This is a genomic window from Micromonospora desertarenae (assembly GCF_056150265.1).
Genome location: NZ_JAXCFQ010000006.1, coordinates 41,056 through 62,283, shown reverse-complemented (window position 1 = coordinate 62,283; position 21,228 = coordinate 41,056). Strand labels below are relative to the sequence as shown.

At 72.6% G+C, this 21,228-nt stretch carries 19 protein-coding genes; 4 read left to right on the top strand and 15 right to left on the bottom strand.

What is annotated here, in order from left to right:
* Positions 1-3: 3 nt before the first annotated feature.
* The 5 genes from SM577_RS14515 to SM577_RS14495 form a co-directional block, all read right to left on the bottom strand.
* The gene (locus SM577_RS14515; RefSeq protein ID WP_302918312.1) at positions 4-1,359 is read right to left on the bottom strand and encodes an ABC transporter permease; all 1,356 of its coding nucleotides are present in this window, start codon (positions 1,357-1,359) and stop codon (positions 4-6) included.
* Positions 1,356-2,894, bottom strand: coding sequence for an ABC transporter ATP-binding protein (locus SM577_RS14510; RefSeq protein ID WP_474587247.1), 1,539 nt, complete (start codon positions 2,892-2,894; stop codon positions 1,356-1,358). Before SM577_RS14510 ends, SM577_RS14515 begins: the two co-directional genes overlap by 4 nt.
* 261 nt (positions 2,895-3,155) lie before the next feature.
* Entirely contained in the window at positions 3,156-4,220 is a 1,065-nt protein-coding gene (locus SM577_RS14505) for a BMP family lipoprotein (RefSeq protein WP_302918733.1), read from the bottom strand.
* 276 nt (positions 4,221-4,496) lie between these two features.
* Positions 4,497-4,838 (bottom strand): hypothetical protein, encoded by a 342-nt coding sequence (locus tag SM577_RS14500; protein WP_302918314.1) that lies wholly within the window; start codon positions 4,836-4,838, stop codon positions 4,497-4,499.
* Between the two features lie 65 nt (positions 4,839-4,903).
* Positions 4,904-5,902 (bottom strand): hypothetical protein, encoded by a 999-nt coding sequence (locus SM577_RS14495; protein WP_474587096.1) that lies wholly within the window; start codon positions 5,900-5,902, stop codon positions 4,904-4,906.
* Positions 5,903-6,003: 101 nt separating this feature from the next.
* Between SM577_RS14495 and SM577_RS14490 the strand changes: the two genes are divergently transcribed.
* Positions 6,004-6,606 (top strand): TetR/AcrR family transcriptional regulator, encoded by a 603-nt coding sequence (locus tag SM577_RS14490; protein WP_302918316.1) that lies wholly within the window; start codon positions 6,004-6,006, stop codon positions 6,604-6,606.
* Positions 6,607-6,712: 106 nt separating this feature from the next.
* Here the strand turns inward: SM577_RS14490 and SM577_RS14485 are convergent, their stop codons facing one another.
* The 4 genes from SM577_RS14485 to SM577_RS14470 form a co-directional block, all read right to left on the bottom strand.
* Entirely contained in the window at positions 6,713-8,524 is a 1,812-nt protein-coding gene (locus SM577_RS14485) for a glycoside hydrolase family 13 protein (protein ID WP_474587095.1), read from the bottom strand.
* Between the two features lie 232 nt (positions 8,525-8,756).
* On the bottom strand, positions 8,757-9,569 hold the full coding sequence (locus SM577_RS14480) for a sugar ABC transporter permease (protein ID WP_302918734.1): 813 nt from the start codon (positions 9,567-9,569) through the stop codon (positions 8,757-8,759).
* Positions 9,570-9,859: 290 nt separating this feature from the next.
* Positions 9,860-11,500, bottom strand: a complete 1,641-nt coding sequence (locus tag SM577_RS14475; RefSeq protein ID WP_474587094.1) for an ABC transporter permease subunit — start codon at positions 11,498-11,500, stop codon at positions 9,860-9,862.
* The gene (locus tag SM577_RS14470; protein ID WP_302918319.1) at positions 11,500-12,747 is read right to left on the bottom strand and encodes a sugar ABC transporter substrate-binding protein; all 1,248 of its coding nucleotides are present in this window, start codon (positions 12,745-12,747) and stop codon (positions 11,500-11,502) included. Before SM577_RS14470 ends, SM577_RS14475 begins: the two co-directional genes overlap by 1 nt.
* A 198-nt stretch (positions 12,748-12,945) precedes the next feature.
* On the opposite strand from SM577_RS14470, the gene SM577_RS14465 reads away from it, so the two are divergent.
* The 3 genes from SM577_RS14465 (at position 12,946) to SM577_RS14455 (ending at position 16,378) form a co-directional block, all read left to right on the top strand.
* A complete protein-coding gene (locus tag SM577_RS14465; protein ID WP_302918320.1) occupies positions 12,946-14,034 on the top strand; it encodes a LacI family DNA-binding transcriptional regulator in 1,089 nt (362 codons plus the stop codon).
* A gap of 137 nt (positions 14,035-14,171) precedes the next feature.
* Complete coding sequence (locus tag SM577_RS14460; protein ID WP_474587093.1) at positions 14,172-15,806, top strand: glycoside hydrolase family 13 protein; 1,635 nt, start codon at positions 14,172-14,174, stop codon at positions 15,804-15,806.
* 203 nt (positions 15,807-16,009) lie between these two features.
* A complete protein-coding gene (locus tag SM577_RS14455; protein ID WP_302918322.1) occupies positions 16,010-16,378 on the top strand; it encodes a VOC family protein in 369 nt (122 codons plus the stop codon).
* Between the two features lie 34 nt (positions 16,379-16,412).
* Here SM577_RS14455 and SM577_RS14450 read toward each other — a convergent pair whose 3' ends face one another.
* The 6 genes from SM577_RS14450 to SM577_RS14425 all read right to left on the bottom strand — a co-directional run bounded on the left by SM577_RS14450 (position 16,413) and on the right by SM577_RS14425 (position 21,094).
* Positions 16,413-16,856 (bottom strand): hypothetical protein, encoded by a 444-nt coding sequence (locus tag SM577_RS14450; RefSeq protein WP_302918323.1) that lies wholly within the window; start codon positions 16,854-16,856, stop codon positions 16,413-16,415.
* Between the two features lie 157 nt (positions 16,857-17,013).
* Positions 17,014-17,403, bottom strand: a complete 390-nt coding sequence (locus SM577_RS14445) for a GntR family transcriptional regulator (RefSeq protein ID WP_302918324.1) — start codon at positions 17,401-17,403, stop codon at positions 17,014-17,016.
* Entirely contained in the window at positions 17,400-18,326 is a 927-nt protein-coding gene (locus SM577_RS14440; protein WP_302918325.1) for a YihY/virulence factor BrkB family protein, read from the bottom strand. The genes SM577_RS14445 and SM577_RS14440 overlap by 4 nt, the downstream gene beginning before the upstream one ends.
* Positions 18,327-18,402: 76 nt before the next feature.
* Complete coding sequence (locus SM577_RS14435) at positions 18,403-18,966, bottom strand: 2'-5' RNA ligase family protein (protein ID WP_088996107.1); 564 nt, start codon at positions 18,964-18,966, stop codon at positions 18,403-18,405.
* 46 nt (positions 18,967-19,012) lie between these two features.
* Positions 19,013-20,038 carry a tryptophan--tRNA ligase gene (trpS, locus tag SM577_RS14430; protein WP_302918326.1) on the bottom strand — a complete coding sequence of 342 codons (1,026 nt, stop codon included), beginning with the start codon at positions 20,036-20,038 and terminating at the stop codon, positions 19,013-19,015.
* Between the two features lie 33 nt (positions 20,039-20,071).
* Positions 20,072-21,094 carry a hemolysin family protein gene (locus tag SM577_RS14425; protein WP_474587092.1) on the bottom strand — a complete coding sequence of 341 codons (1,023 nt, stop codon included), beginning with the start codon at positions 21,092-21,094 and terminating at the stop codon, positions 20,072-20,074.
* Positions 21,095-21,228: the final 134 nt, after the last annotated feature.

Below are 21,228 nucleotides of genomic sequence, written 5' to 3'. Positions count from 1 at the left end.
GAGTTACCAGCCCTTCGCCAGGCTCGTCTGCAACCGGGCGGCCCGCGCGGCCCGGAGCTGGAAGATCGCCTTCACCAGGGCCGGCGCGGCGATGAAGATGACGATCAGCGCCTGGAGCACGGTGACCAGCTCCAGCGAGATCCCCGAGTACGACTGCATCCGGTTGCCGCCGGCCTGGAGCGCACCGAAGAGCAGCGCGGCCAGCGCCACGCCCCACGGCTTCACCCGGCCGAGCAGCGCCACCAGGATGCCGTCGAAGCCGATCTGCGCCACCACCAGCGGAGTCAGCGCGCTGGCGGTGGAGCCGAGCACCATGTTCGAGCCGCCGAGGCCGGCCAGGATCCCGGCGAAGACCATGATCAGCACGTACGTCCGGGTGACGCTGATGCCGGCGGTGCGCGCGGCGTCCGGGTTGGCGCCCACCGCGCGCAGCTCGAAGCCGAGCGTGGAGCGGTTGAGCAGCCAGGCGACCGCCCAGGTGGCCAGCACCGCGAGCAGGATGCCGGCGTGCACCCGCAGGTTGTCGCCGAGCAGCCGGGGCAGCTGGGCCGAGGCGTCCACCGGCCGGCTGATCGCGTCGGTCCGGTTCGGGTCCTGGATGCCGTTCTGCACGATCAGCCAGGTCAGGAAGTACGTGGCGATGTAGTTGAGCATGATCGTGTTGATCACCTCGTGGGCACCGGCCTTGGCCTTGAGGATGCCCGGGATGAAGCCCCAGATCGCCCCGCCGAGGGCACCGGCGAGCACCGCGACCAGCAGGTGCAGGCCGGGCGGCAGCGGCAGCAGGAAGCCGGCCAGCGCGGCCAGGATGACGCCGATGGTGGCCTGGCCCTGGGCGCCGATGTTGAACAGGCCGCCCCGGAAGGCCAGCGCGACCGAGAGCCCGGTGAAGACCAGCGGCGCGGTGTAGGTGAGCGTCTCGGAGATCGGCGCGAGGACCGCCTCCCAGCCGTTGCTGCCGTTCAGCCAGCCGGAGAACGCCTCCGGGTCGAAGACCGCGCCCTTGAACAGGTTGGCGTACGCCTCGCTGACCAACGTCCAGCTGGAGTTGATGGCGTCGGACGGCCGGGCGGTGATGTAGCTGTAGGTGGCCAGCACGTCCGGGTCCGAGACGATGATCAGCACCGCGCCGACGATCATCGCGAGCACCAGCGACAGCAGGGTCACCGTGAAGGTGTTGGCGGCCCAGAGGTTGTCCAGGAACAGCCGGCCCAGCGACGGCCGGCCCCCGTCGCCCGGCTGCTTCGGCGTGGTCGCCGTCTCGGCGCGCTCGGTGTTGCCGAGCGCGGTCTGCGCGGCCTGCGCCTCGGTCGCCGGCTCCTTGTCCGGGGAGCCCGGCTGGGGGTCTGGGTTCGTCATGCCTTGTCCTCGCTACCTGGGACCTCGGGCGCCGGAGCCGCGCCGTCCGGGGCCGGGGCGCCGCCGGGGGTGCCGGAAGCGCCGGTCGCGTCGGGGGTGATGCCGGCCATCAGCAGGCCGATCTCCTCGCGCGGGGTGTCCGGGCCGACCACGCCGATGATCCGGCCGCGGTACATCACGGCGATCCGGTCGGCCAGACCGATCACCTCGTCGAGTTCGCTGGAGACCACCATGACGGCGGTGCCGATGTCCCGCTCGCGGACCACCCGGCTGTGGATGAACTCGATGGATCCGACGTCCACGCCGCGGGTCGGCTGCGCGGCGATGAAGAGCTTCAGCGGCCGGGACAGCTCCCGGGCCACGATCACCTTCTGCTGGTTGCCGCCGGAGAGCGTGCCGACCGGCGCCTCGGCCGAGGAGGTACGGACGTCGAACTGCTCGATCCGCTCCTTGGCCGACCGGGCGATCTCGTCCGGCTTCAGCGCGAGCCCGGCGCCGAACGGCGGCTGGTCGTAGATGTCCAGCACCAGGTTCTCGGCGACGCTGAACTCCTTGACCAGGCCGTCGACGCTGCGGTCCTCGGGCACGTAGCCGACGCCGGCGCGGAGCACCTTCTTGGTCGACCAACCGTGCACCGGCTGCCCGTCGAGGGTGACCGTCCCGGCCAGCAGCGGACGCAGACCCATGATCGCCTCGATCAGCTCGGTCTGGCCGTTGCCCTGCACGCCGGCGACGCCGAGCACCTCGCCCGCGTGCACGGTGAGGTCCACCCCGTCCACCGCGCGTACCTGCCGGTCGTCGTCGACGACCAGGCCGGCGACCTCCAGGACCGGCCGGCCCGGCTTGGCCGGGGTCTTGTCGACGGTGAGCCGCACGCTGCGGCCGACCATCAGCGCGGCCAGCTCGTCCCGGCTCGCCTCCGGCGAGGCGGTGCCGACGGTCCTGCCGCGCCGGATCACGGTGATCCGGTCGGCGATCGCCTTGACCTCGCCGAGCTTGTGGGTGATGAAGACGATCGACTTGCCGGCGGCCTTGAGCGACCGCATCACGGCGAGCAGTTCCTCGGTCTCCTGCGGGGTGAGCACCGCGGTGGGCTCGTCCAGGATCAGCAGGTCGACGTCGCGGGTGAGCGCCTTGACGATCTCCACCCGCTGCTGGATGCCGACCGGCAGGTCCTCGATCACCGCGTCCGGGTCGACCCGCAGGTTGTACCGCTCGGAGACCTCGGCGACCTCGCGCCGGGCCCGGCGCCGGTCCAGCAGGCCGGCGATGCCGCCGCGCACCTGCTCGGCGCCGAGCATGATGTTCTCCGCCACGGTGAAGACCGGCACCAGCATGAAGTGCTGGTGCACCATGCCGATCCCGGCCGCGATCGCGTCCGACGGGCCCTTCAGCTTCAGCGGCTGGCCGTCGACCAGGATCTCGCCCTCGTCCGGCTGGTACAGCCCGTAGAGCACGTTCATCAGGGTCGACTTGCCGGCGCCGTTCTCGCCGAGCAGGGCGTGGATCTCTCCAGGCTCCACCGTCAGGTCGATGTGGTCGTTGGCGACCAGATCACCGAACCGCTTGGTGATGCCGCGCAGTTCGAGTCTCAGCGCAACCTCCTGGAGTGCGAAGCGATGGTGCAGCGTAGCTGCCGGCCGGTCACCACGCGTGGCCGGTCGTCGGGTGGAGCGGATCGGCCGCCCCGGCGCCGCGGACGAGGTCCCGCGGCGCCCGGGGCGGCCGGATCGTCGTGCTGTACCGCTCGCCGGCCTATCCCGGTGATCGTCTCACCGCGGCTGGCCGGCCGAGCGTCACTTCGGCTGGGCCTTGGAGGTGACCGTGACGGTGCCGGCGGCGATGTCCGCCTTCAGCTTGTCGACCTCGGCCTTCAGCTCGGCCGGAACCTTGCTGTCGAACTCGTGGTACGGGGCCAGCGAGACACCGTTGTTGGCCAGGGTGCCCAGGAAGCCCGGGTTGGCGCTGAGCTTCTCGCCACCGGCGGCCTTGAGCACGGCCTCCTTGACGGCGTCCGGGATGTTCTTCACCACGGTGGTGATGATCGCCGGGCAGTCCGGGGTGCTCTCGCAGCCGTCGACGTCCACCCAGATGGTGTTGTACTTGCCGCCCGAGGCCTTCGCCGCACCGGTGGTGCCGAGGCCGGCGCCGCCGGCGACCGGCATGATGATGTCGGCGCCCTGCGCGACCAGCGCGTCGCTGACCTTCTTGCCCTCGTCCTGCTTGACGAAGTCGTTGGTGAAGGAGCCGTTCTGGGTGGCCTTGTCCCAGCCCAGGACCTTGACGGTCTTGTTCTTGGTCTTGTTGTAGTGGGCCACGCCGTCGACGTACCCGTCCATGAAGATGGTCACCGGCGGGATCTTCATGCCGCCGTAGGTGCCGACGGTGCCGGACTTGCTCATCCCGGCGGCCAGGTAACCGGCCAGGAAGCCGGCCTGGGCGGTGTCGAACTGCATCGGGTAGACGTTGCTCTCCGGCAGCTTCGCGTCGACGATGCCGAACTGCTGGTTCGGGTTCGCCTTGGCGATCTTCGAGGTGGCGTCACCCATCAGGCCGCCGACCGCGAGGATGAAGTCGCACTTCTGGTTGACGTACTGGGTCAGGTTCGGCTCGTAGTCGGCCTCGGCCTTGGACGCCACGTACTTGATGTCGATGTTGCTGTTCTCGGACTTGGCGGCCTCCAGGCCCTGCCAGGCCGAGGTGTTGAACGACTTGTCGTCGATGCCGCCGACGTCGGTCACCATGCAGGCGCTGTACTTCTTGCCGCCGTCACCGGCGCCGTTGTTCTCCTCGGGGGCCTCGCCACACGCGGCGGCGCTCAGCACGAGCCCACCCACCGCGAGGACCGAGGCGATCCGCATCCCACGCACCGAGCGCAAGACGTCTCCCTTCCATTGCACACCGCGGGTCGCGCGGTGGCAGCCCATTAGCCGGCCTGGCGACTTGCCGCCGGCGTCCCACGTTACGGACGGGAGCGTACGCCCGCGCCCACCCAACGGCCGACAATCGTGCACGACTGTTGAGTGCCTGTTACCCCTACGTAACCCTTGGGTGGGCAAGGTCACTCTCGGCACCGACGGGTGGGCGTCCCGGCGTCGCGAACGTCCGTTTTCCGGGGCCGTCCCCTGTCCGGGACGTTACCGCCAGAAGACCGCCACCGCCGCGTTGACCAGGGTCAGGCCGACGATGGCGAGGAAATGGCCACGGTTGACCACGTCCCGCTTGCGGGAGAAGAAGACCATGACGAAGATCAGCAGGGCGAGCACCAGCTTGGTAACAAGTTTCGCCGGGTCGGGCTCGTCGCCGTCGCGCAGCGGGGCGGAGAGGCCGATACCGGTGAGCAACATGATCACCGAGCCCCAGAGCATGGCCGGATTGATCCGCAGCCGCCCGCTGACGTACTGGACGATCGCCCCGCCCAGCAGCAGCGCGAACCCGATCAGGTGAATGTAGCGAAGGATCAGTCTCAGAGCTTCCACGGCGACCATCTTCCCCTATCAACGACAGTTTGTAGTAGGGGGCGTGGCGGAGACCTGGCCGCGGGTCAGGCCGCCGCGGCTCGGGCCGGCCGCGGGGCGGCGACCGGCGCACCGGCCGGCACCGGCGCCCGCCGGGCCAGCAGCACCAGGGCGAGGCCGACCACGGCGTACCCGGCGAGCACCGCCAGCGGGGTGCCGGCCCCGGCGCCGTTGAAGAAGGCCACCGAGCGCAGCAGCGTGCCGCCGGCGCCCACCGGCAGCCACTGACCCACCGTGCCCCACGGCTGCGGCAGCAGTTCGGGGGCCGAGCCGACCGCCGAGAGCGGGTTGCCGACCAGGAAGACCAGCAGCGCGCCCAGCCCGATCCCCGGACGGCCGAGCAGCGCGCCGAGGCCGGCGACGACGCCCGCGGTGGCCAGCCCGAAGAGTCCGATCGCGGCCGCCTCGGCGAGCCAGTCGCCGCCGAGCAGGCCGAGCCAGCCGTGCAGCACGGCCACCCCGACCCCGCCGGCCAGCACGGCGTACGCCGCCAGGCCGGCCAGCCGGGCCGCCCGGCCGCTGACCAGCAGGACGAGCAGCACCCCGGCGAGCATGCTGGTCAGCGCCAGCGGCAGGAAGCCGGCGGCGAACCCGGCGCCGCGGAGGTCGTCCGGGTCGGCGGGCACCACCTCGACCACCGGCACCGGCCGACCGGCGGCGAGCTGGCCGGCGGCCTCGGTGAGCAGCGCCGCGACCGTCGGGCTGGCGGCCGCGGCGGTGTGCAGGGCGACCCCGTCCGGGCCGGCGACGAAGGCGGCGTAGACCTCGCGGTCGCGCAGCGCCCGGTCGGCGGCGGCCGCGTCCGGCAGGGTGGTCACCTCGAACGCGCCGGGCCGGGCCGCGGCGAGCCGGCCGGCCAACTCGGCGGTGGCCGGCACCGGGCCGGCGACGGCGACCGGCAGGTCGCGCGGCGCGAGGTTGGCGGCCGGCGCCGCGAACAGCGGTACGAGCAGTGCCTGGACGCCCACCACCAGGGCGGCGGCCAGGACGGCGAGCAGCAGGGGCGAGCGGGTACGGGTCGACATGTCCCCATCTCCTAAAACGAACGCTCGTTCTCTATCAGGTTTCAGGCTCCTCCCACGCCACCCCGCTGTCAAGAACGAACGTTCGCTTTACGATGTATCCCGTGCCACGTGTCTCGGCCGAACACCTCGCCGCCCGCCGCCGCCAGATCGTCGACGCGGCCCGGCGCTGCTTCCTGCGCGAGGGCTTTCACCGCACCTCGATGCAGGACGTGATCGCCGAGGCCGGCCTCTCCGTCGGCGCGGTCTACCGCTACTTCCCGAGCAAGACCGACCTGATCAACGCCATCGCCGAGGAGGCGGTCAGCGGAGCCGGCGACGTGCTCGCCGGGTTGGCCCGGCACGACCCGCCGCTGCCGCTGGTCGAGGCGCTCGACCGCATCCTGGCGTACGTGGAGACCCAGCTCGGCGCGGACGGCGTGCTGCGCATCGCCATCCAGGTCTGGGGCGAGGCGCAGCGCGACCCGGCGCTGGCCGCCTTCGTCGCGGAGAAGTACACCGGCTTCCGCACCCAGTTCGGGCTGCTGGTGCGGCGCGCCCAGCAGGCCGGTGAGCTGCCCGCCGACACCGACCCGGACGCCATCGCCGCGGCGCTCTTCGCCCTCGTCCCGGGCTGGTTCACCCAGCGCATCCTGACCGGCGGCCCGGACCGCGCGACCTACCTAGCCGGCGTCCGCGCCCTCCTGTCCGCTACCCCCGCCCGCTGACCCCGCGCGGCCGCTCGTTCAGTGAATGAGTGGCCATTGCGCCGAGAATGCCCACTCGTTCACTGAACGAGCGGCCCGAAGCGGGCGAGGGCGGGGGCGTGGGTGGTCAGGGCAGGCGCCACACCTGGAAGGTCGGGCCGTCGCCGGGCAGCAGCACCGCGCCGGTTCCGTCCGGGCGCAGTGCGGGGGCGCCGCCGTAGACGTTCTCGCCGGCCGGCAGGCCGGTCAACCGGACCGGCGCGCCGGCCGCCCGCCGGGCCAGCACCAGCACCGCCCCGGCCGGCGCCTCCCGCAGGAACACCAGCGTGTCGGCGTCGACGTGCAGCCAGCGCAGGCCGCCCCGGCGCAGCGCGGGTTCGGCGTGCCGCAGCGCGATCAGGGCCCGGTAGGCGGCGAACGTGCCGGCGTCCCAGCTCTGCGGCCGGTGCCACGGCATCGGCGTGCGCGAGCCCTCGCCGTTGTCGCCGGTCAGCCCCAGCTCGTCGCCGGCGAAGATCATCGGAATGCCCGGCATGGTGGCGAGCAGGCCGGCGGCGACCTCCTGCCGGGCCGCGTCGCCGACCACCGTCCGGATCCGCGCCGAGTCGTGCGAGCCGAGCAGCTGCCACGAGTGCACGTACGAGCGCCAGGAGATCAGCGACCGGTAGGAGTTCATGGTGGCGAGCACCGCGTCGGCGTCCCGGCGGGCCACCCCGCCCGGGGTGCCGAGGAAGTTCGGCACCGGCTGGTCGCCGTGGCGGAGCCAGGACCAGACCGGGTCGGTGAACCCGACGTAGTTCATCGTGCCGTGCCAGCCGTCCCGGTCCAGGTCGCCGGTGTGGTCGTGGCCGTGCTCGGCCATCAGCAGCCCGTCGGCGCGGGTCTGCGCGACCACCCGGCGCAGCAGCGCCGCCACCTCGTGGGTGTACGCGTCGGCGCCGCGCCGGCCGGTCATGTTGGCCACGTCCACCCGCCAGCCGTCCAGCCCGTACGGCGGGCGCAGCCAGCGGCGCAGCAGCGCGTCGTCGGCGGTGGCGAAGCGCCGGCGCAGCTCGGCGCTGCCCCAGTTCAGCTTCGGCAGCGACTTGACCCCGTTCCAGGACTCGTAGTCACCGGTCATCTCGTCGAAGTAGTACAGCTCGCGCTCCGGTGCGCGTACGTCCGAGCTGGCGGCGGTGAACCACTGGTGGGCGTCGCCGGTGTGGTTGCTGGTGATGTCGCCGAGCAGCCGCCAGCCCCGGGCGTGCACCGCGTCGGCCAGCCGCGCGAGCGCCGCGTCACCGCCGAGCAGCGGGTCCACCGTGTCGAAGCTGGCCGCGTCGTAACGGTGGTTGGAGCGGGCCGGGAAGACCGGGGTCAGGTAGACGGTGTTGACGCCGAGCCGGTCCAGGTGGTCCAGGTGCTCGGTGACGCCGTCCAGGTCGCCGCCGTAGAACTGGCGCGGGGTCTCCGGGCCGCGCCCGATGACCGGGGTGTCCCAGTTGCAGGGGATCGCCCAGTCGGGCAGCGGCCGGCCGTCGGCGGCGGCCGAGCGGGCGAACCGGTCCGGGAAGATCTGGTAGATCACCGCGTCCCGGGCCCAGGCCGGCGGCGGGTCGTACGAGACCAGCCGGAAGTCGCCGTGGTCCGGCACGTCGTGGTCGACCAGCCCGGCGGCGTTCAGCCAGCGGTGGCCGCGCGCGCCGGTGAGCAGGAACCGGTAGTTGCTGACCGGGTTGCGGACCTGCACCGCGGCCCGCCACCAGACCTCGTCACCGGCGGTGCGGTCGACGACCGCCTCGGCGAACCGGGGCTCACCGTCCCCGGTGGTGCGCACGTGCACCTGGCGCACGTCGGCGCCGGCGGGCACCCGGACGAACACGTCGACGGTGTCGCCGAGCGACGGCTGCTGGTCGGGGACGTACAGCTCGGACCCGTCGTGGTGCGGCTGGATCGGCATGGTCGGACCTTTCGGGTTGGTCGGCCGGGGAGAGGAGGGGGCGCCCGCCGCGGCCGGTCTCCCGGTCGCGGCGTTCGGCCCGTGACTGCTCCGGTGTACGTCGACACGACGCCCTTGCCGCGCAGCTCGCACCGCCGCGGTGGCGCGGTGCGGGGGTGGCCGCCGCCCGTCCGGGCGGCGGCCACTCAGTGCGGTGGCGCCGCCCGCGACGGCGAGCGGTCACCCCCGCGGGTCATCCCTTGACGGCTCCGGCGGTGAGCCCGGAGACGATGTAGCGCTGGAGGAGCTGGAACACCAGCACGGTGGGGATCGCGGTGAGCAGGGTGCCCGCCGCGAACATCCCGAAGTTGTTGTTCCGCTCGCCGGCCACCAGGCCGAACATGCCGACCGCCAGGGTCTTCGACTCGGTGTCGGTGAGGAACACGTTGGCGATCATGAACTCGTTGATGGTGCCGATGAAGGAGAGCAGCGCGGTCACCGCCAGGATCGGCGCCACCAACGGCAGCATGATCCGGAAGAACACCTGGGCGTGGGTGGCGCCGTCCATGGTGGCCGACTCGTCCAGTTCCCGGGGCAGGGTGTCGAAGAAGCCCTTCATCAGCCAGGTGTTCACGCCCAGCGCGCCTCCCATGTAGAGCAGGAAGAGCCCCCAGGGCGTGTTGAACCCGATGCCCGGCCACAGGTCGGTGACCGTCGTGAAGATCAGGAAGATCGCCACGATCGCCAGGAACTGCGGGAACATCTGGATCAGCAGCAGGGTGAGCAGCCCGATCCGCCGGCCGGCGAAGCGCATCCGGGAGAAGGCGTACGCGGCGAGCGCGGAGAGGAAGATCGACACGAAGCTCGCCGTGCCGGCGATCAGCAGGCTGTTGAGGAACCAGTGGCCGAAGGCGGTCCGGTCGAACAGGTTGCCGAAGTTCTCGAACGACACGCCCTCGGTCGGCACCAGCTCGGTCGAGGAGAGCGTGCCGCGCGGGTTCAGCGCCGCGGAGAGCACGAACAGGATCGGGAAGAGGCTGAACGCCACCGCCAGCACCCCGACCAGGTGCCGCCAGCCGACCTGGCGGAACCAACGGCCGCGCTGCCCGCCCCGGGCGTTGCGGTTGGCGACCGGCGCGCCGCCGCCCGTGTCGCCGGCGGCCCGGACACCGCTGCTGCTGAGGGTGCTCACCGGAGCCACCTTCCGTTCGCGACTGCGGGGCTCGCAAGCTCACTCCTCGCGCTCACCGGAGCCACCTTCCGTTCGCGACTGCGGGGCTCGCAAGCTCACTCCTCGCGCTCACCGGAGCCACCTTCCGTTCGCGACTGCGGGGCTCGCAAGCTCACTCCTCGCGCTCACGAGTACACCTCCTCCTGCTTGCGGGTGCGCCGGAAGCTGATCGCCGAGACCGTGGCGACGATCGCGAAGATGAAGATCGACACCGCCGCGGCCATGCCGAACTCCGCACCCTGGGCGCCGAACGCCAACCGGTAGGTGTAGGTGATCAGCAGGTCGGTGGCCCCGTTGGTCGGGTTGTCGGCCGGGAACGGCCCGCCCTCGGTGGTCAGCCAGATCGCGTTGATGTTGTTGAAGTTGTACGCGAACGACGCGATCAGCAGCGGGGAGAGCGCGACCAGCAGCAGCGGCAGGGTGACCGACCGGAACGACTGCCAGGGCGACGCGCCGTCGACCGAGGTGGCCTCGGTCAGCTCGCGCGGGATCGCCTGCAACGCGCCGGTGGCCACCAGGAACATGTACGGGTAGCCGAGCCAGAGCTGCACCAGCAGCACCGCCGCGCGGGCCGTCCAGTCCTGGCCGAACCAGTCCACGCCGAGCCCGAACAGGTTGTTGACCAGGCCGAAGTCGGTGTTGAACATGTCCCGCCAGACCAGCAGCATGGCGAACGACGGCATGGCGTACGGCAGGATCAGCAGCACCCGGTAGAGGTTGGTGCCGCGCAGCCGGGGCGAGTGCAGCGTCAGCGCGATGGCCAAGCCGAGCAGGAAGGTGAGCCCGGTCGACCCGATCGCGAAGGCGAAGTTCCAGACCAGCGTGCCGAAGAACGGGCCGGAGATGGCGGGCTCGGTGAGCACCCGGGCGAAGTTGTCGAACCCGACGTTGACCTTCCAGCCCTGCGCCAGCCGTTCCCCGTCGGCGGCCACGAAGGCGCCGCTGGACTCGTCAGCGGTCCAGGTCTTGCCGCTCTCGGCGTCCCGGACGCAGTCGCAGCCGGCGTCGTACGCCCGCATGGCCTTGCCCTCGTAGGCGCGGGTGAGGCCGGTGGACCGGATGGCGCCCCCGGCGGTCGGCACGACCAGGTCGGTGATCTCCTGGCTGCGGGCGCCGGCCTGGCCGAAGTTCAGCACGGTGTAGCCGTCGGCGGCGGTGACCTTGCCACCCGGGGCGACGGTCACGTCGGCCGGGTCGAGCCGGCGCAGCCCCTCGGCGTCGCCGACCGAGACGGTGCCGGTGGCCGGGTCGGTGACCAGGAAGACCAGCGGGCCGGTGGCGGGATCGCCGGTGGTGGCCACGGAGAGCGCGTACTCGGTGGAACCGGGGACCTGCTGCACCGAGGCGGTCTGGATGGCGACGATCGCGTCGTCCTTGCTGCCGCGGTGTCCGTCGCCGAAGTTCGTGAACGCGGTGCTCGCCGTGTAGAGCACCGGGAAGACCTGGAAGGCGATCAGGAAGAGCGTGCCGGGGACCAGGTACTTGGCCGGGACGTGCCGGCGGGTGAGGTAGAGGTAGAACAGTCCGGCGGTGGTGACCGCCAGCAGGGCCAGCCCGGCCCACTTCTCGGCCTCGATGAGCGGGAAGGCCGCCCAGATCGCGATCCCGGCCACCAGGCCGAGCAGGACCACCTTGACCAGCAGGCCGGTCACGGTGATCGGCGCGTGGTTCCGCGCGGTACGGGACGAGCGCGGGAGCCCGGAGCCGACGGGCTCCCGGCCCGGAACCTGCTGGGCAGGTCCCGGGCCGGACAGCGGCGTGCTCATTACTTGATCTGGCCGGAGATGGTCTTGCCGGCCGCGGTGATCGTCTTGGCCGGGTCGGCGCCGCCGATGATGGCGGCCTGCGCCTTGCCGAACGGGTCCCAGATCGCGGCCATCGCCGGGATCGCCGGGAGCACCTGGCCGTTCTTGCCGGCCTCCTGGAACTTGGCCAGGTCCGGGTCGGTGCCCTTGACCTGGTCCAGCGCGGCGGTCAGCGCCGGCGGGCGGGGCTCGGCGTTGTACAGCGCCACGGCCAGCTCGGGGGTGGTGACGTAGTTGGCCACGAACTCCTGGGCCAGCGCCTTGTTCTTGCCCTTGGCCGCCACGTAGAACGCCTGGACGCCGACGAAGGGCTGGGCCTCCTTGCCACCGGCGAAGCCGGGGACCGGGGAGATGTCGTACTTGATGTTCGCCTTCTTGGCGTCCGCGATGGCCCACGGGCCGGAGACCAGGAAGGCGCACTTCTTGGCGCCGAAGGTGGCGATCGAGTTCTCGGCGGTGATGGAGCGCTTCAACGCACCCTCACCCTTCTCACCGAGGGCGGCGATCTTCTTGAACGCCTCGATCGACTCCGGCTTGCCCACGCCCAGGTCCTTCGGGTCGTAGTCGCCGTTGGCGGCGGTGCCGAACAGGTAGCCGCCGGCCGAGGTGTACAGCGGGTAGATGTGGTACGCGTCGCCGTTCTGGCCGGACTGCAGGCAGAGGATCTCGCTGGCCTTCTTCTCCGCCTTGAGCTTCTTGCCGGTGGCGACCAGTTCCTCGATGGTCTTCGGCGCCTCGGGGGCCAGCTCGGTGTTGCGGATCAGCGCGAGGTTCTCCATCGCGTACGGCACGCCGTAGAGCTGGCCGTTGAAGGTGACGGCCTTGACCGCCGTGGCGTTGAAGCCGCTCTTCTGCTCGGCGGTGAGCTGCACCGGGTCGATGGCGCCGTTCTGCACCAGGTTGCCGATCCAGTCATGCGCGCCGACCACCACGTCCGGGCCGCTGCCCTGCTGGTGGGCGGTGACGAAGTTGGTCTGCAGGTCCTTGGAGACGGCCTGCACCTCGACGGTGACGCCGTTCTCCTGGCCGAACTTCTCGGCGAACGGCTTGAGGGCCGCGGTCCGCTTGTCGTCGGCCCAGATCACCAGCTTGCCACCGGCGGCCTTGGGGGATTCGTTGGCGGCCGGCTCGTCGCTGCCGCCGCCACAGCCGGACGCGGCGAGCGCCAGGGCGAAGGCGGCGACCACACCCGCGGTACGGATGCGCATCGGTACTCCTGTCGTCATGGCGGCCCGCCGGGGGAAGGGCGGCCCGCCAGTGGAAACCTCTGTAAGTTCTTGCCAACCGGCGCTAGGGTGCTGCGCCGCTGCTCTCGCATGTTGCGGGGACGTTAGCAAGGCGTTGCAGAGAATGGAAGGGTTTGCAAGAGTGTACGCAAGAACTTGCCCGTGAGCTAAAGTGCCGCCATGCGCGCTCGACTGTCCGACATCGCCCAACAGGCCGAAGTCAGCGAGGCCACGGTGTCGCGGGTGCTCAACGACCGCCCGGGAGTGGCCCCGGAGACCCGGCAGGCCGTCCTGACCGCCCTCGACGTGCTCGGCTACGAGCGCCCGGCCCGGCTGCGCAAGCGCAGCGCCGGGCTGGTCGGCCTGGTCGTCCCGGAGCTGGACAACCCGATCTTCCCCGCCTTCGCCCAGGTCATCGAGTCGACGCTGGCGCAGAGCGGGTTCACCCCCGTGCTGTGTACCCAGACCGCCGGCGGGGTCACCGAGGACGAGTACGTGGAGATGCTGCTGGACCGGCAGGTCTCCGGGATCGTCTTCGTCTCCGGCCTGCACGCCGACACCGCCGCCAACCACGACCGCTACCGGGCGCTGATCGCCCGCCCGCTGCCGGTCGTCATGATCAACGGCTACGTGCCCGGCATCGCCGCGCCCTTCGTCTCCTGCGACGACGGCGAGGCCGCGGAGCTGGCGGTGGCCCACCTGGTCGCCCTCGGGCACCGCCGGATCGGCCTGATCACCGGGCCGGACCGGTTCGTGCCGGTGCGGCGGAAGGTGGCCGGCTGGCGCAGCGCGATGGGCCGGCTGGCCGGGCTGCCCGCCGCCGACCTCGACGAGCTGGCCGAGCTGTCGCTGTTCGGTGTGGAGGGTGGCGAGGCCGCCGCCGGCCGGCTGCTCGACCGCGGCGTCACCGGGATCGTCTGCGGCTCGGACCTGATGGCGCTCGGCGCCATCCGGGCGGCCCGGCAGCGCGGCCTGTCGGTGCCGGCCGACCTCTCCGTGGTCGGCTACGACGACTCGCCACTGATGGCGTTCACCGACCCGCCGTTGACCACCATGCGCCAGCCGGTGGCGGCGATGGCGGTGGCCGCGGTGCGGGCGCTGGTCGACGAGATCAACGGGCACGCCGCGCCGCACTCGGAGTACCTGTTCCGCCCGGAGCTGGTGGTGCGCGGCTCGACAGCGGTCGCCCGGGCGGCCGGCGACCGGCCGGTCAGCGGCGGGGTGGGCGGGCAGCGGCCGGCCCCACCGGCGCTCGCCGTGCCGGCCTGATCCGATGACCGGCGTCATTTCTTGCGCAAAGACTGCTTGACTCTTGCAACGCCGGAGCGGCATTCTGCTCAGGCACCCTTGCGCCCAGCACCGCGCGGGATGCCGCCGTCCCGCGCCACAGAACGGGGAACGCCTCGATGACCGCAAGCCACCCCACCCCGCAGACCTCCGACGCCGACTGGTGGCGCTCCGCCGTCGTCTACCAGGTCTACGTCCGCAGCTTCGCCGACAGTGACGGCGACGGCATCGGCGACCTGCGCGGCATCCGCGAGCGCCTGCCGTACCTGCGCGACCTCGGGGTGGACGCGCTCTGGCTGACCCCCTTCTACACCTCGCCGATGGTCGACGGCGGCTACGACGTCGCCGACTACCGCGACGTCGACCCGATGTTCGGCACCCTCACCGACTTCGACGCCATGATCACCGACGCGCACGCGCTCGGCCTGCGGATCATCGTCGACCTGGTGCCCAACCACACCTCCAGCGCGCACCCCTGGTTCTCCGCCGCCCTGGCCGCCGGCCCCGGTTCCGCCGAGCGGGCGCGCTACCTCTTCGCCGACGGCAAGGGCGAGCAGGGCGAACTGCCCCCGAACGACTGGGAGAGCATCTTCGGCGGCCCGGCCTGGACCCGGGTGCCCGACGGCCAGTGGTACCTGCACCTGTTCGACCCGGCCCAGCCGGACCTGAACTGGCGGCACCCCGAGGTGCGCGCCGAGTTCGAGGACATCCTGCGGTTCTGGCTCGACCGGGGGGTGGACGGCTTCCGGATCGACGTGGCGCACGGCATGATCAAGGCCGAGGGCCTGCCGGACGTCGGCTTCAGCACGATGACCACCGGCCAGCGCCAGGTGGAGTTGCTCGGCAAGGGCCGGCTGCCCTACTTCGACCAGGACGAGGTGCACGACATCTACCGCGCCTGGCGACCGATCCTGGACAGCTACCCCGGCGGCCGGATGGCGGTCGCGGAGGCGTGGGCCGAGACGCCGCAGCGGCTGGCCCGCTACATCGGCCCCGACGAGCTGCACCAGGCGTTCAGCTTCGACTTCCTCGACGCGACCTGGTCGGCCGAGTCGTTCCGCAAGGTGATCGACACCGCGCTGGCCGAGGCCACCATCGTCGGCGCGCCCACCACCTGGGTGCTCTCCAACCACGACAAGCAGCGGCACGTCACCCGTTACGGTGACGGCCCGGAGGGGCTGCGCCGGGCCCGCGCGGCCACCCTGCTGATGCTCGCCCTGCCCGGCTGCGCGTACCTCTACCAGGGCGAGGAGCTGGGCCTGCCGGAGGTGCTCGACCTTCCCGACGAGCTGCGCCAGGACCCGGCGTTCCTGCGCACCGGGGAGAGCCGGGACGGCTGCCGGGTGCCGATCCCGTGGAGCGGCGAGCTTGCCCCGTACGGCTTCGGGCCGGCCGGCAGCGAGCTGAGCTGGCTGCCGGCGCCGCCGACCTGGCAGGCCCTCTCGGTCGCCGCCCAGACCGGCGTGCCGGGCTCGACCCTGGAGCTCTACCGCACGGCGCTGCGGATCCGCCGGGAGCACCCGGCGCTGGCGGCCGACGCCGGCCCGGTGACCTGGCTGGAGACCGCGCCGGGCGTGCTGGCCTTCAGCCGCGCCGCCGCTGACGCCGTGCTGACCTGCGTGGTCAACATCAGCGGCGCCCCGGCCCTGATCGACGGTTACGGCGAGCCGATCGCCGCCAGCGAGGCGCTCACCGGGCAGGGCTCCGGCCACCTGCTCGGAGTCGACGCGGCTGCCTGGTTCGAACGGCGCTGAGCGGGTAACCCGTCATCGACCTGGTCGTCCGTTGTGCCCCGCGCCGACGGGCGGCTGGGCCACCGACCCCTTGTGGTGGGGGGTGAGGTGGCGCCGGCGCCTCGTGGAGTCCGCTCCGCGGGGCGCCGGCGTCCATTCCGGACGTGTCGCCGCCGCCCGCCGGGGTAGGAGGTGCCTCGACGGTCCCCCGGAGGTGGTCTGCGATGGCACGTGTGGCTCAGTACACCCTCGACGTGACGGACGTCGACCGGATGGCGGCGTTCTGGTCCGCGGCGCTCGGCTACCGGGTCGAGCAGGGCGGCGACGGCAGCGCCAAGCTGTACCCGCCGCCGGACGCGATCGGCGCGCCCACCGTCTGGTTGCAGGGTTGCGGCACCCCGAAACGGGACAAGAACCGGCTGCACCTGGACCTGGTCGCCGACGGTGACCCGGCGGCCGAGGTGCGCCGGCTGGTGGAGCTGGGCGCCCGGCACGCCGACGTGGGGCAGACCGGCGAGGAGGGCTTCGTCGTCCTCGCCGACCCGGAGGACAACGAGTTCTGCGTGCTGGACGGCCCGCCCCGGCGCGGCTGACCGGCCGCGCCGCCGGCACCGGCCGCCGCCGGGCTCAGGACCCGGTGCCGGTGAGTTTCGCCGCGATCCGGCGGAAGCCCTCCCGCAGCTCGGCCTCGCTCGGCGCGCGGGTCGGCTCGGTGCGCTGGTCCGCCGCGGCGGCCGCCTCCAGCTCCTCGTCGATGGTGTCCTCGAAGTCGCCGTAGAGGTCGGCCTCCTCGACCTGCGCGATCTCGTCCTCGGCGGCGATCTGCGCGGCCGCGATCTCGCCCCGGATCTGGTCCGCGGAGACCGCCGGCAGCAGCGGCTCGACCACCGCCATCAGCTGCTCCTCGGCCACCACCGCCTCGGCCAGCGCCAGCGCGTGCGCCCGCTCGTACGGGCCGCAGACCACCGGCTCCCACTCGTCGGCGTCGCCGAGCGGGCCGAAGGTGATGATCCAGGGCAGGCCGAGCATCGGCGAGTCGTCCGGCAGGTCCAACGTCACGAGTGCGCCCACCGGCCCATCATGGTCCGTCCCGCCGGACTCCCGGGCGGCAATCTCCCATTCCCGTCCGGCCGCCGGAGAGCGCGGGACACGGGGCCGGTCCGCGCATCGGCCACCCGTCGCCCTCGGCCCCGCCGTTGTGGCGCGGCCCGGGGCGAGGGTGTCCCGGTCAGCCCGGCCGGGCCGCGTCCAGCGCGGCGCGGACCAGCGCGAGCGCCGCCGCGGGTGGCACCCCGAGCCGGCCCGCCTGCGCCGCGTACTCGGCCGCCGCCCGCTGCAACCGGTCCATCGCGTCGTCCCGCCCGGGCGCGACGAACGTGCCGTGCCGGCCCCGGGTGCGCAGCAGGCCGGCCGCCTCCAGTTCCCGGTAGGCCCGGGCCACCGTGTTCGCGGCCAGGTTCAGGTCCGCCGCGAGCTGCCGGACGGTGGGCAGCCGGGTGCCCACCGGCAGCCGGCCGTCGCCGACCATCTCCGCGAGCTGCCCGCGCACCTGCTCGTACGGCGGCACCGACGAGTCCTGGTCGACGACGATCAGCACCGGCTCCTCCCGCTCGCTCATCCGGCCCCGCCCGGGGTGCCGGGATCGGTGTCCACGTCGAGGTCGCCCGGCGGCGGGTCGCCCGCCGCGAGGTCCACCACCCGCCCGCGCGAGCTGGTCGCGGCCAGCGCCGCGCCGAAGAGCAGCAACTGGTTGAGCAGGTAGAGGTAGAGCAGCAGACCCACCGCCCCGGCCACCACGGTGTACGCCGGGTTCCGCTCGGTGCGCACCACGTAGTAGCGCCCGACGGTGTTGAGCAGCGTGATGCCGACCGCGACCAGCAGCACCACCGGGCGCAGCCGGGCCCGGCTCATCCGCAGCCGGGGCACGGCGACCAGCAGCAGGGTGGCCAGCACCGCGTTGACCAGCACGCTCAGCAGCGCGCTGATCGTGGTGAGGCCGACCGAGCCGGTGCTGCGCAGCAGAAAGCGCAGCAGTGACTCCAGCGCGTCGACCGCGGCCACCGAGACACCGAGCAGCACGAAGACGACGATCAGCACGCCGAGGTCGACCAGCCGGCGGACCACCAGGTTGCCCGGCTGCTGGTTGAACCCGTACATCAGCCGCTGCGACGAGCGGATCGCCTCCACCCAGCCGATCCCGGTGAAGACCAGGATGACCAGGCCGACCACGCCGACCGTGCCGCTGCTCTCGGCGATCTGCACCGGGTCGAGGAACGGCAGGTTCTCCCGGAGGAAGTCGGCGGCCGCGAGGCTGACCTCGTCGTTGTCCTCCAGGATCGCGCCGAAGATCGAGTACGCCACCAGCGCGAGCGCGAACACCGCGAAGAAGCCGTAGTAGGCGATCGCCGCGGCCAGCCGCCCGCCCAGCAGGTCGGCGTAGAGTGCGCCGGCCCGCCAGAGGTGGTCGAACGCGCCGGAACGGTGGCGGGCGGCGTCCAACCGGCGACCGATGCCCGCCTCCAGGCGGCCGAACACGTTCACGCGGTCATCCTCGCCGATCCCCGGCCGCCGCGCGGGCAACCCGCCCGCCGCGTGCCCGTCCCGGCCGCCGGCGGAGTCAGCCGCCCAGCCGGAAGTCCCGGCGTGGTTGCCACCGGGCCTGCCCGCTGTGCGAGAAGAGGGTGAACGCCTCCACCTCGAACATCGCGGAGAAGTCGGCCAGGTCCTCGTACGCCTTGTCCAGCGCCTCCGGCGCGACGTCCTGCGCCACCGTGACGTGCGGGTGGTACGGGAAGCGGGCCTCCCTCCGCAGCTCGGGGGCGGCGCTGATCGCGGCGGCCAGCAGCTCGCACTCGCTGATCCCGGCGGCGACCGCGACGAAGACCACCTGGGTCACCGGCCGGAACGTGCCGGTGCCGCGCAGGTGCAGGGTGAACGGCAGGTGGGCGGCGGCCACCGCGCCCAGGTGCCGCTCCACGGCGGGCAGCGTCGCCACCGGGATCTCGGTCGGCCCGAGCAGCGTCACGTGCGCGGGGATGTCCGCGGCCTGCGGGTCGCCGGCCTCGGCCCGGCGTCGGGTCAGCATCGCCCCCCACGGCTCGGGGATGTCCACCGCGACCCCGATCTGGATGGTGTCGTCCACCCCCGGCGCCCCGTTGCTGCCGTCCACGCTTCGCGCCACCCCTCCGACCGCCGACCCGTCACCCGTACCGTCGCGCCGCGCGGCGCTACTCGCCGCGCACCGGCGGGAAGAAGCCCACCCGCTCGTACGCGGTGCGCAGGGTCGCGGCGGCGACCGCGCGGGCCTTCTCCGCGCCGGCGGCGAGCAGCTTGTCCAGCTGCGCCGGGTCGTCGAGGTAGCCGCGGGTGCGCTCCTGGATCGGCCGGACGAAGTCGCCCACCACCTCGGCCAGGTCCTTCTTCAGGTCGCCGTAGCCCTTGCCGGCGTAGGCGGCCACCAGGTCGTCGATGCTCCGCCCGCTCAGCGCGGAGTAGATGGTGAGCAGGTTGGCGATGCCGGGCTTGGTCTCGGCGTCGAAGACGATCTCCCGACCGGTGTCGGTGACCGCGGAGCGGATCTTCTTGGCCGACCGGGCCGGGTCCTCCAGCAGGTCGATGATGCCGGCCGGGGAGGAGCTGGACTTCGACATCTTGGCGGTCGGGTCCTGCAGGTCGGTGATCTTCGCGGTGTCCTTCACGATGTGCGGCGCGGGCACGGTGAAGGTCGGGCCGAACAGCGAGTTGAACCGCTGGGCCAGGTCGCGGGAGAGCTCCAGGTGCTGGCGCTGGTCCTCGCCGACCGGCACCGCGTGGGCCTGGTAGAGCAGGATGTCGGCGGCCTGCAGGATCGGGTAGGTGAACAGGCCGACGCTGGCCCGCTCGCCGCCCTGCTTCTGCGACTTGTCCTTGAACTGGGTCATCCGGCTGGCCTCGCCGAAGCCGGTGATGCAGCCCAGCACCCAGGCCAGCATCGGGTGCTCGGGCACCTGCGACTGCACGAAGAGCGTGCTGCGCTCCGGGTCCAGCCCGACCGCGAACAGCTGCGCGGCGGCCAGCCGGGAGCGCTGCCGCAGCACCTTCGGGTCGTGCCCGGCGGTGATCGCGTGCAGGTCGACCACGCAGTAGAAGGCGTCGTGGGTGTCCTGCAACGCCACCCAGTGCCGCACCGCACCCAGATAGTTGCCGAGGTGGAACGAGTCGGCCGTCGGCTGGATGCCGGAGAAGACACGGGGGCGGGCGGGAACGTCGGACATGCCGGCAATTCTGTCAGCAACGCCCGGCGGCCGTCATGACGGCCCCACGGGTCGGTTGGGGCCGGTAGCGGTGGGCGCGTCGACCTCGCGGCGCTGCTCGGGCAGGCGCACCGCGGAGACGGCGAGCCGGGCCACCCGGCGCCCCTCCAGGGCCAGCACCCGCAGCAGCCACCCGCCGGGCGGCTCCCCCGCCCCGGCCGGGCCGCCCTCCGGCCCGACGGCCACCGGCACCTCGTCGCCGGCCACCGGCAGCCGGCCCAGCGCCGCCATCACGTACCCGCCGACCGTCTCGTACGGGCCGGCGGGCAGCCGCACCCCGGTGCGCTCGGCGAAGTCGGCGAGGTTGAGCCGGCCGTCCACCACCGCGGGCAGGCCGGCGCGCACCGGCTCGGGCGGGCCGTCGTACTCGCCGTGGATCTCCCCGACCAGCTCCTCGATCAGGTCCTCGCAGGTGACGATGCCGGCGGTGCCCCCGTACTCGTCGACCACCACGGCCAGGTGGTGCCCCTCCCGGCGCATCTCGGTCAGCGCGGCGAGCACCCGCTTGCTGCCCGGCAGCCGCTTCACCTCCCGGGTCAACTCGCCGACCGTGGCGCACGGGTCGCCCTCGGGGCGCAGCAGCACGTCGCGCAGGTGCACGAAGCCGACCACGTCGTCGTGGGTGCCGTCGACCACCGGGTAGCGGGTGTGCGGCTCGGCGCGGACCAGCCGGGCCGCCTCGGCGATGGACAGCCGGGCGGAGAGGAAGACCACCTCGGTGCGGGGCATCATCACCTCGCGGACCAGGCTCGCGCCGGCGACCAGCACCTCGTCGATGATCCGGCGTTCCTCCGGGTCCAGCAGCGTGTTGGCGGCGACCAGGTCGCGCAGGTCAGCCTCGCTGATCCGCTCCCGGCCGGCGGCCGGGCTGGCACCGAGCAGGTCGGTCACCAGCCGGGTGGCGCCGTCCGCGGCGCGGACCACGACCCGGGCGACCGCCCGGGCGAGCGGGCCCGGTTCGCGGCGCGGCCGCTCCCGCGTCCGCCGCCGGAGCCCGGGACGACCCGCTTCCCGCATGCCTTGGATGGTAGACAGCGGAGGCCGTCGCCACCCGCAACCGCATATGTTCGGCTCTGTTTAATCGTGAGAGTTTATGATGGAATGGCGAGCGAGCGGACGCGGAGCACGCCCCGACCGGCGGCCGTAGGGTG

Excerpts from the sequence above, each read along its gene's own strand:
- SM577_RS14515 (WP_302918312.1), bottom strand. The coding sequence starts at position 1,359 with ATGACGAACCCAGACCCCCAGCCGGGCTCCCCGGACAAGGAGCCGGCG.
- SM577_RS14505 (WP_302918733.1), bottom strand. The coding sequence starts at position 4,220 with ATGCGGATCGCCTCGGTCCTCGCGGTGGGTGGGCTCGTGCTGAGCGCC.
- SM577_RS14495 (WP_474587096.1), bottom strand. The coding sequence starts at position 5,902 with ATGTCGACCCGTACCCGCTCGCCCCTGCTGCTCGCCGTCCTGGCCGCC.
- SM577_RS14485 (WP_474587095.1), bottom strand. The coding sequence starts at position 8,524 with ATGCCGATCCAGCCGCACCACGACGGGTCCGAGCTGTACGTCCCCGAC.
- SM577_RS14475 (WP_474587094.1), bottom strand. The coding sequence starts at position 11,500 with ATGAGCACGCCGCTGTCCGGCCCGGGACCTGCCCAGCAGGTTCCGGGC.
- SM577_RS14470 (WP_302918319.1), bottom strand. The coding sequence starts at position 12,747 with ATGCGCATCCGTACCGCGGGTGTGGTCGCCGCCTTCGCCCTGGCGCTC.
- SM577_RS14465 (WP_302918320.1), top strand. The coding sequence starts at position 12,946 with ATGCGCGCTCGACTGTCCGACATCGCCCAACAGGCCGAAGTCAGCGAG.
- SM577_RS14460 (WP_474587093.1), top strand. The coding sequence starts at position 14,172 with ATGACCGCAAGCCACCCCACCCCGCAGACCTCCGACGCCGACTGGTGG.
- SM577_RS14455 (WP_302918322.1), top strand. The coding sequence starts at position 16,010 with ATGGCACGTGTGGCTCAGTACACCCTCGACGTGACGGACGTCGACCGG.
- SM577_RS14445 (WP_302918324.1), bottom strand. The coding sequence starts at position 17,403 with ATGAGCGAGCGGGAGGAGCCGGTGCTGATCGTCGTCGACCAGGACTCG.
- trpS (WP_302918326.1), bottom strand. The coding sequence starts at position 20,038 with ATGTCCGACGTTCCCGCCCGCCCCCGTGTCTTCTCCGGCATCCAGCCG.
- SM577_RS14425 (WP_474587092.1), bottom strand. The coding sequence starts at position 21,094 with ATGCGGGAAGCGGGTCGTCCCGGGCTCCGGCGGCGGACGCGGGAGCGG.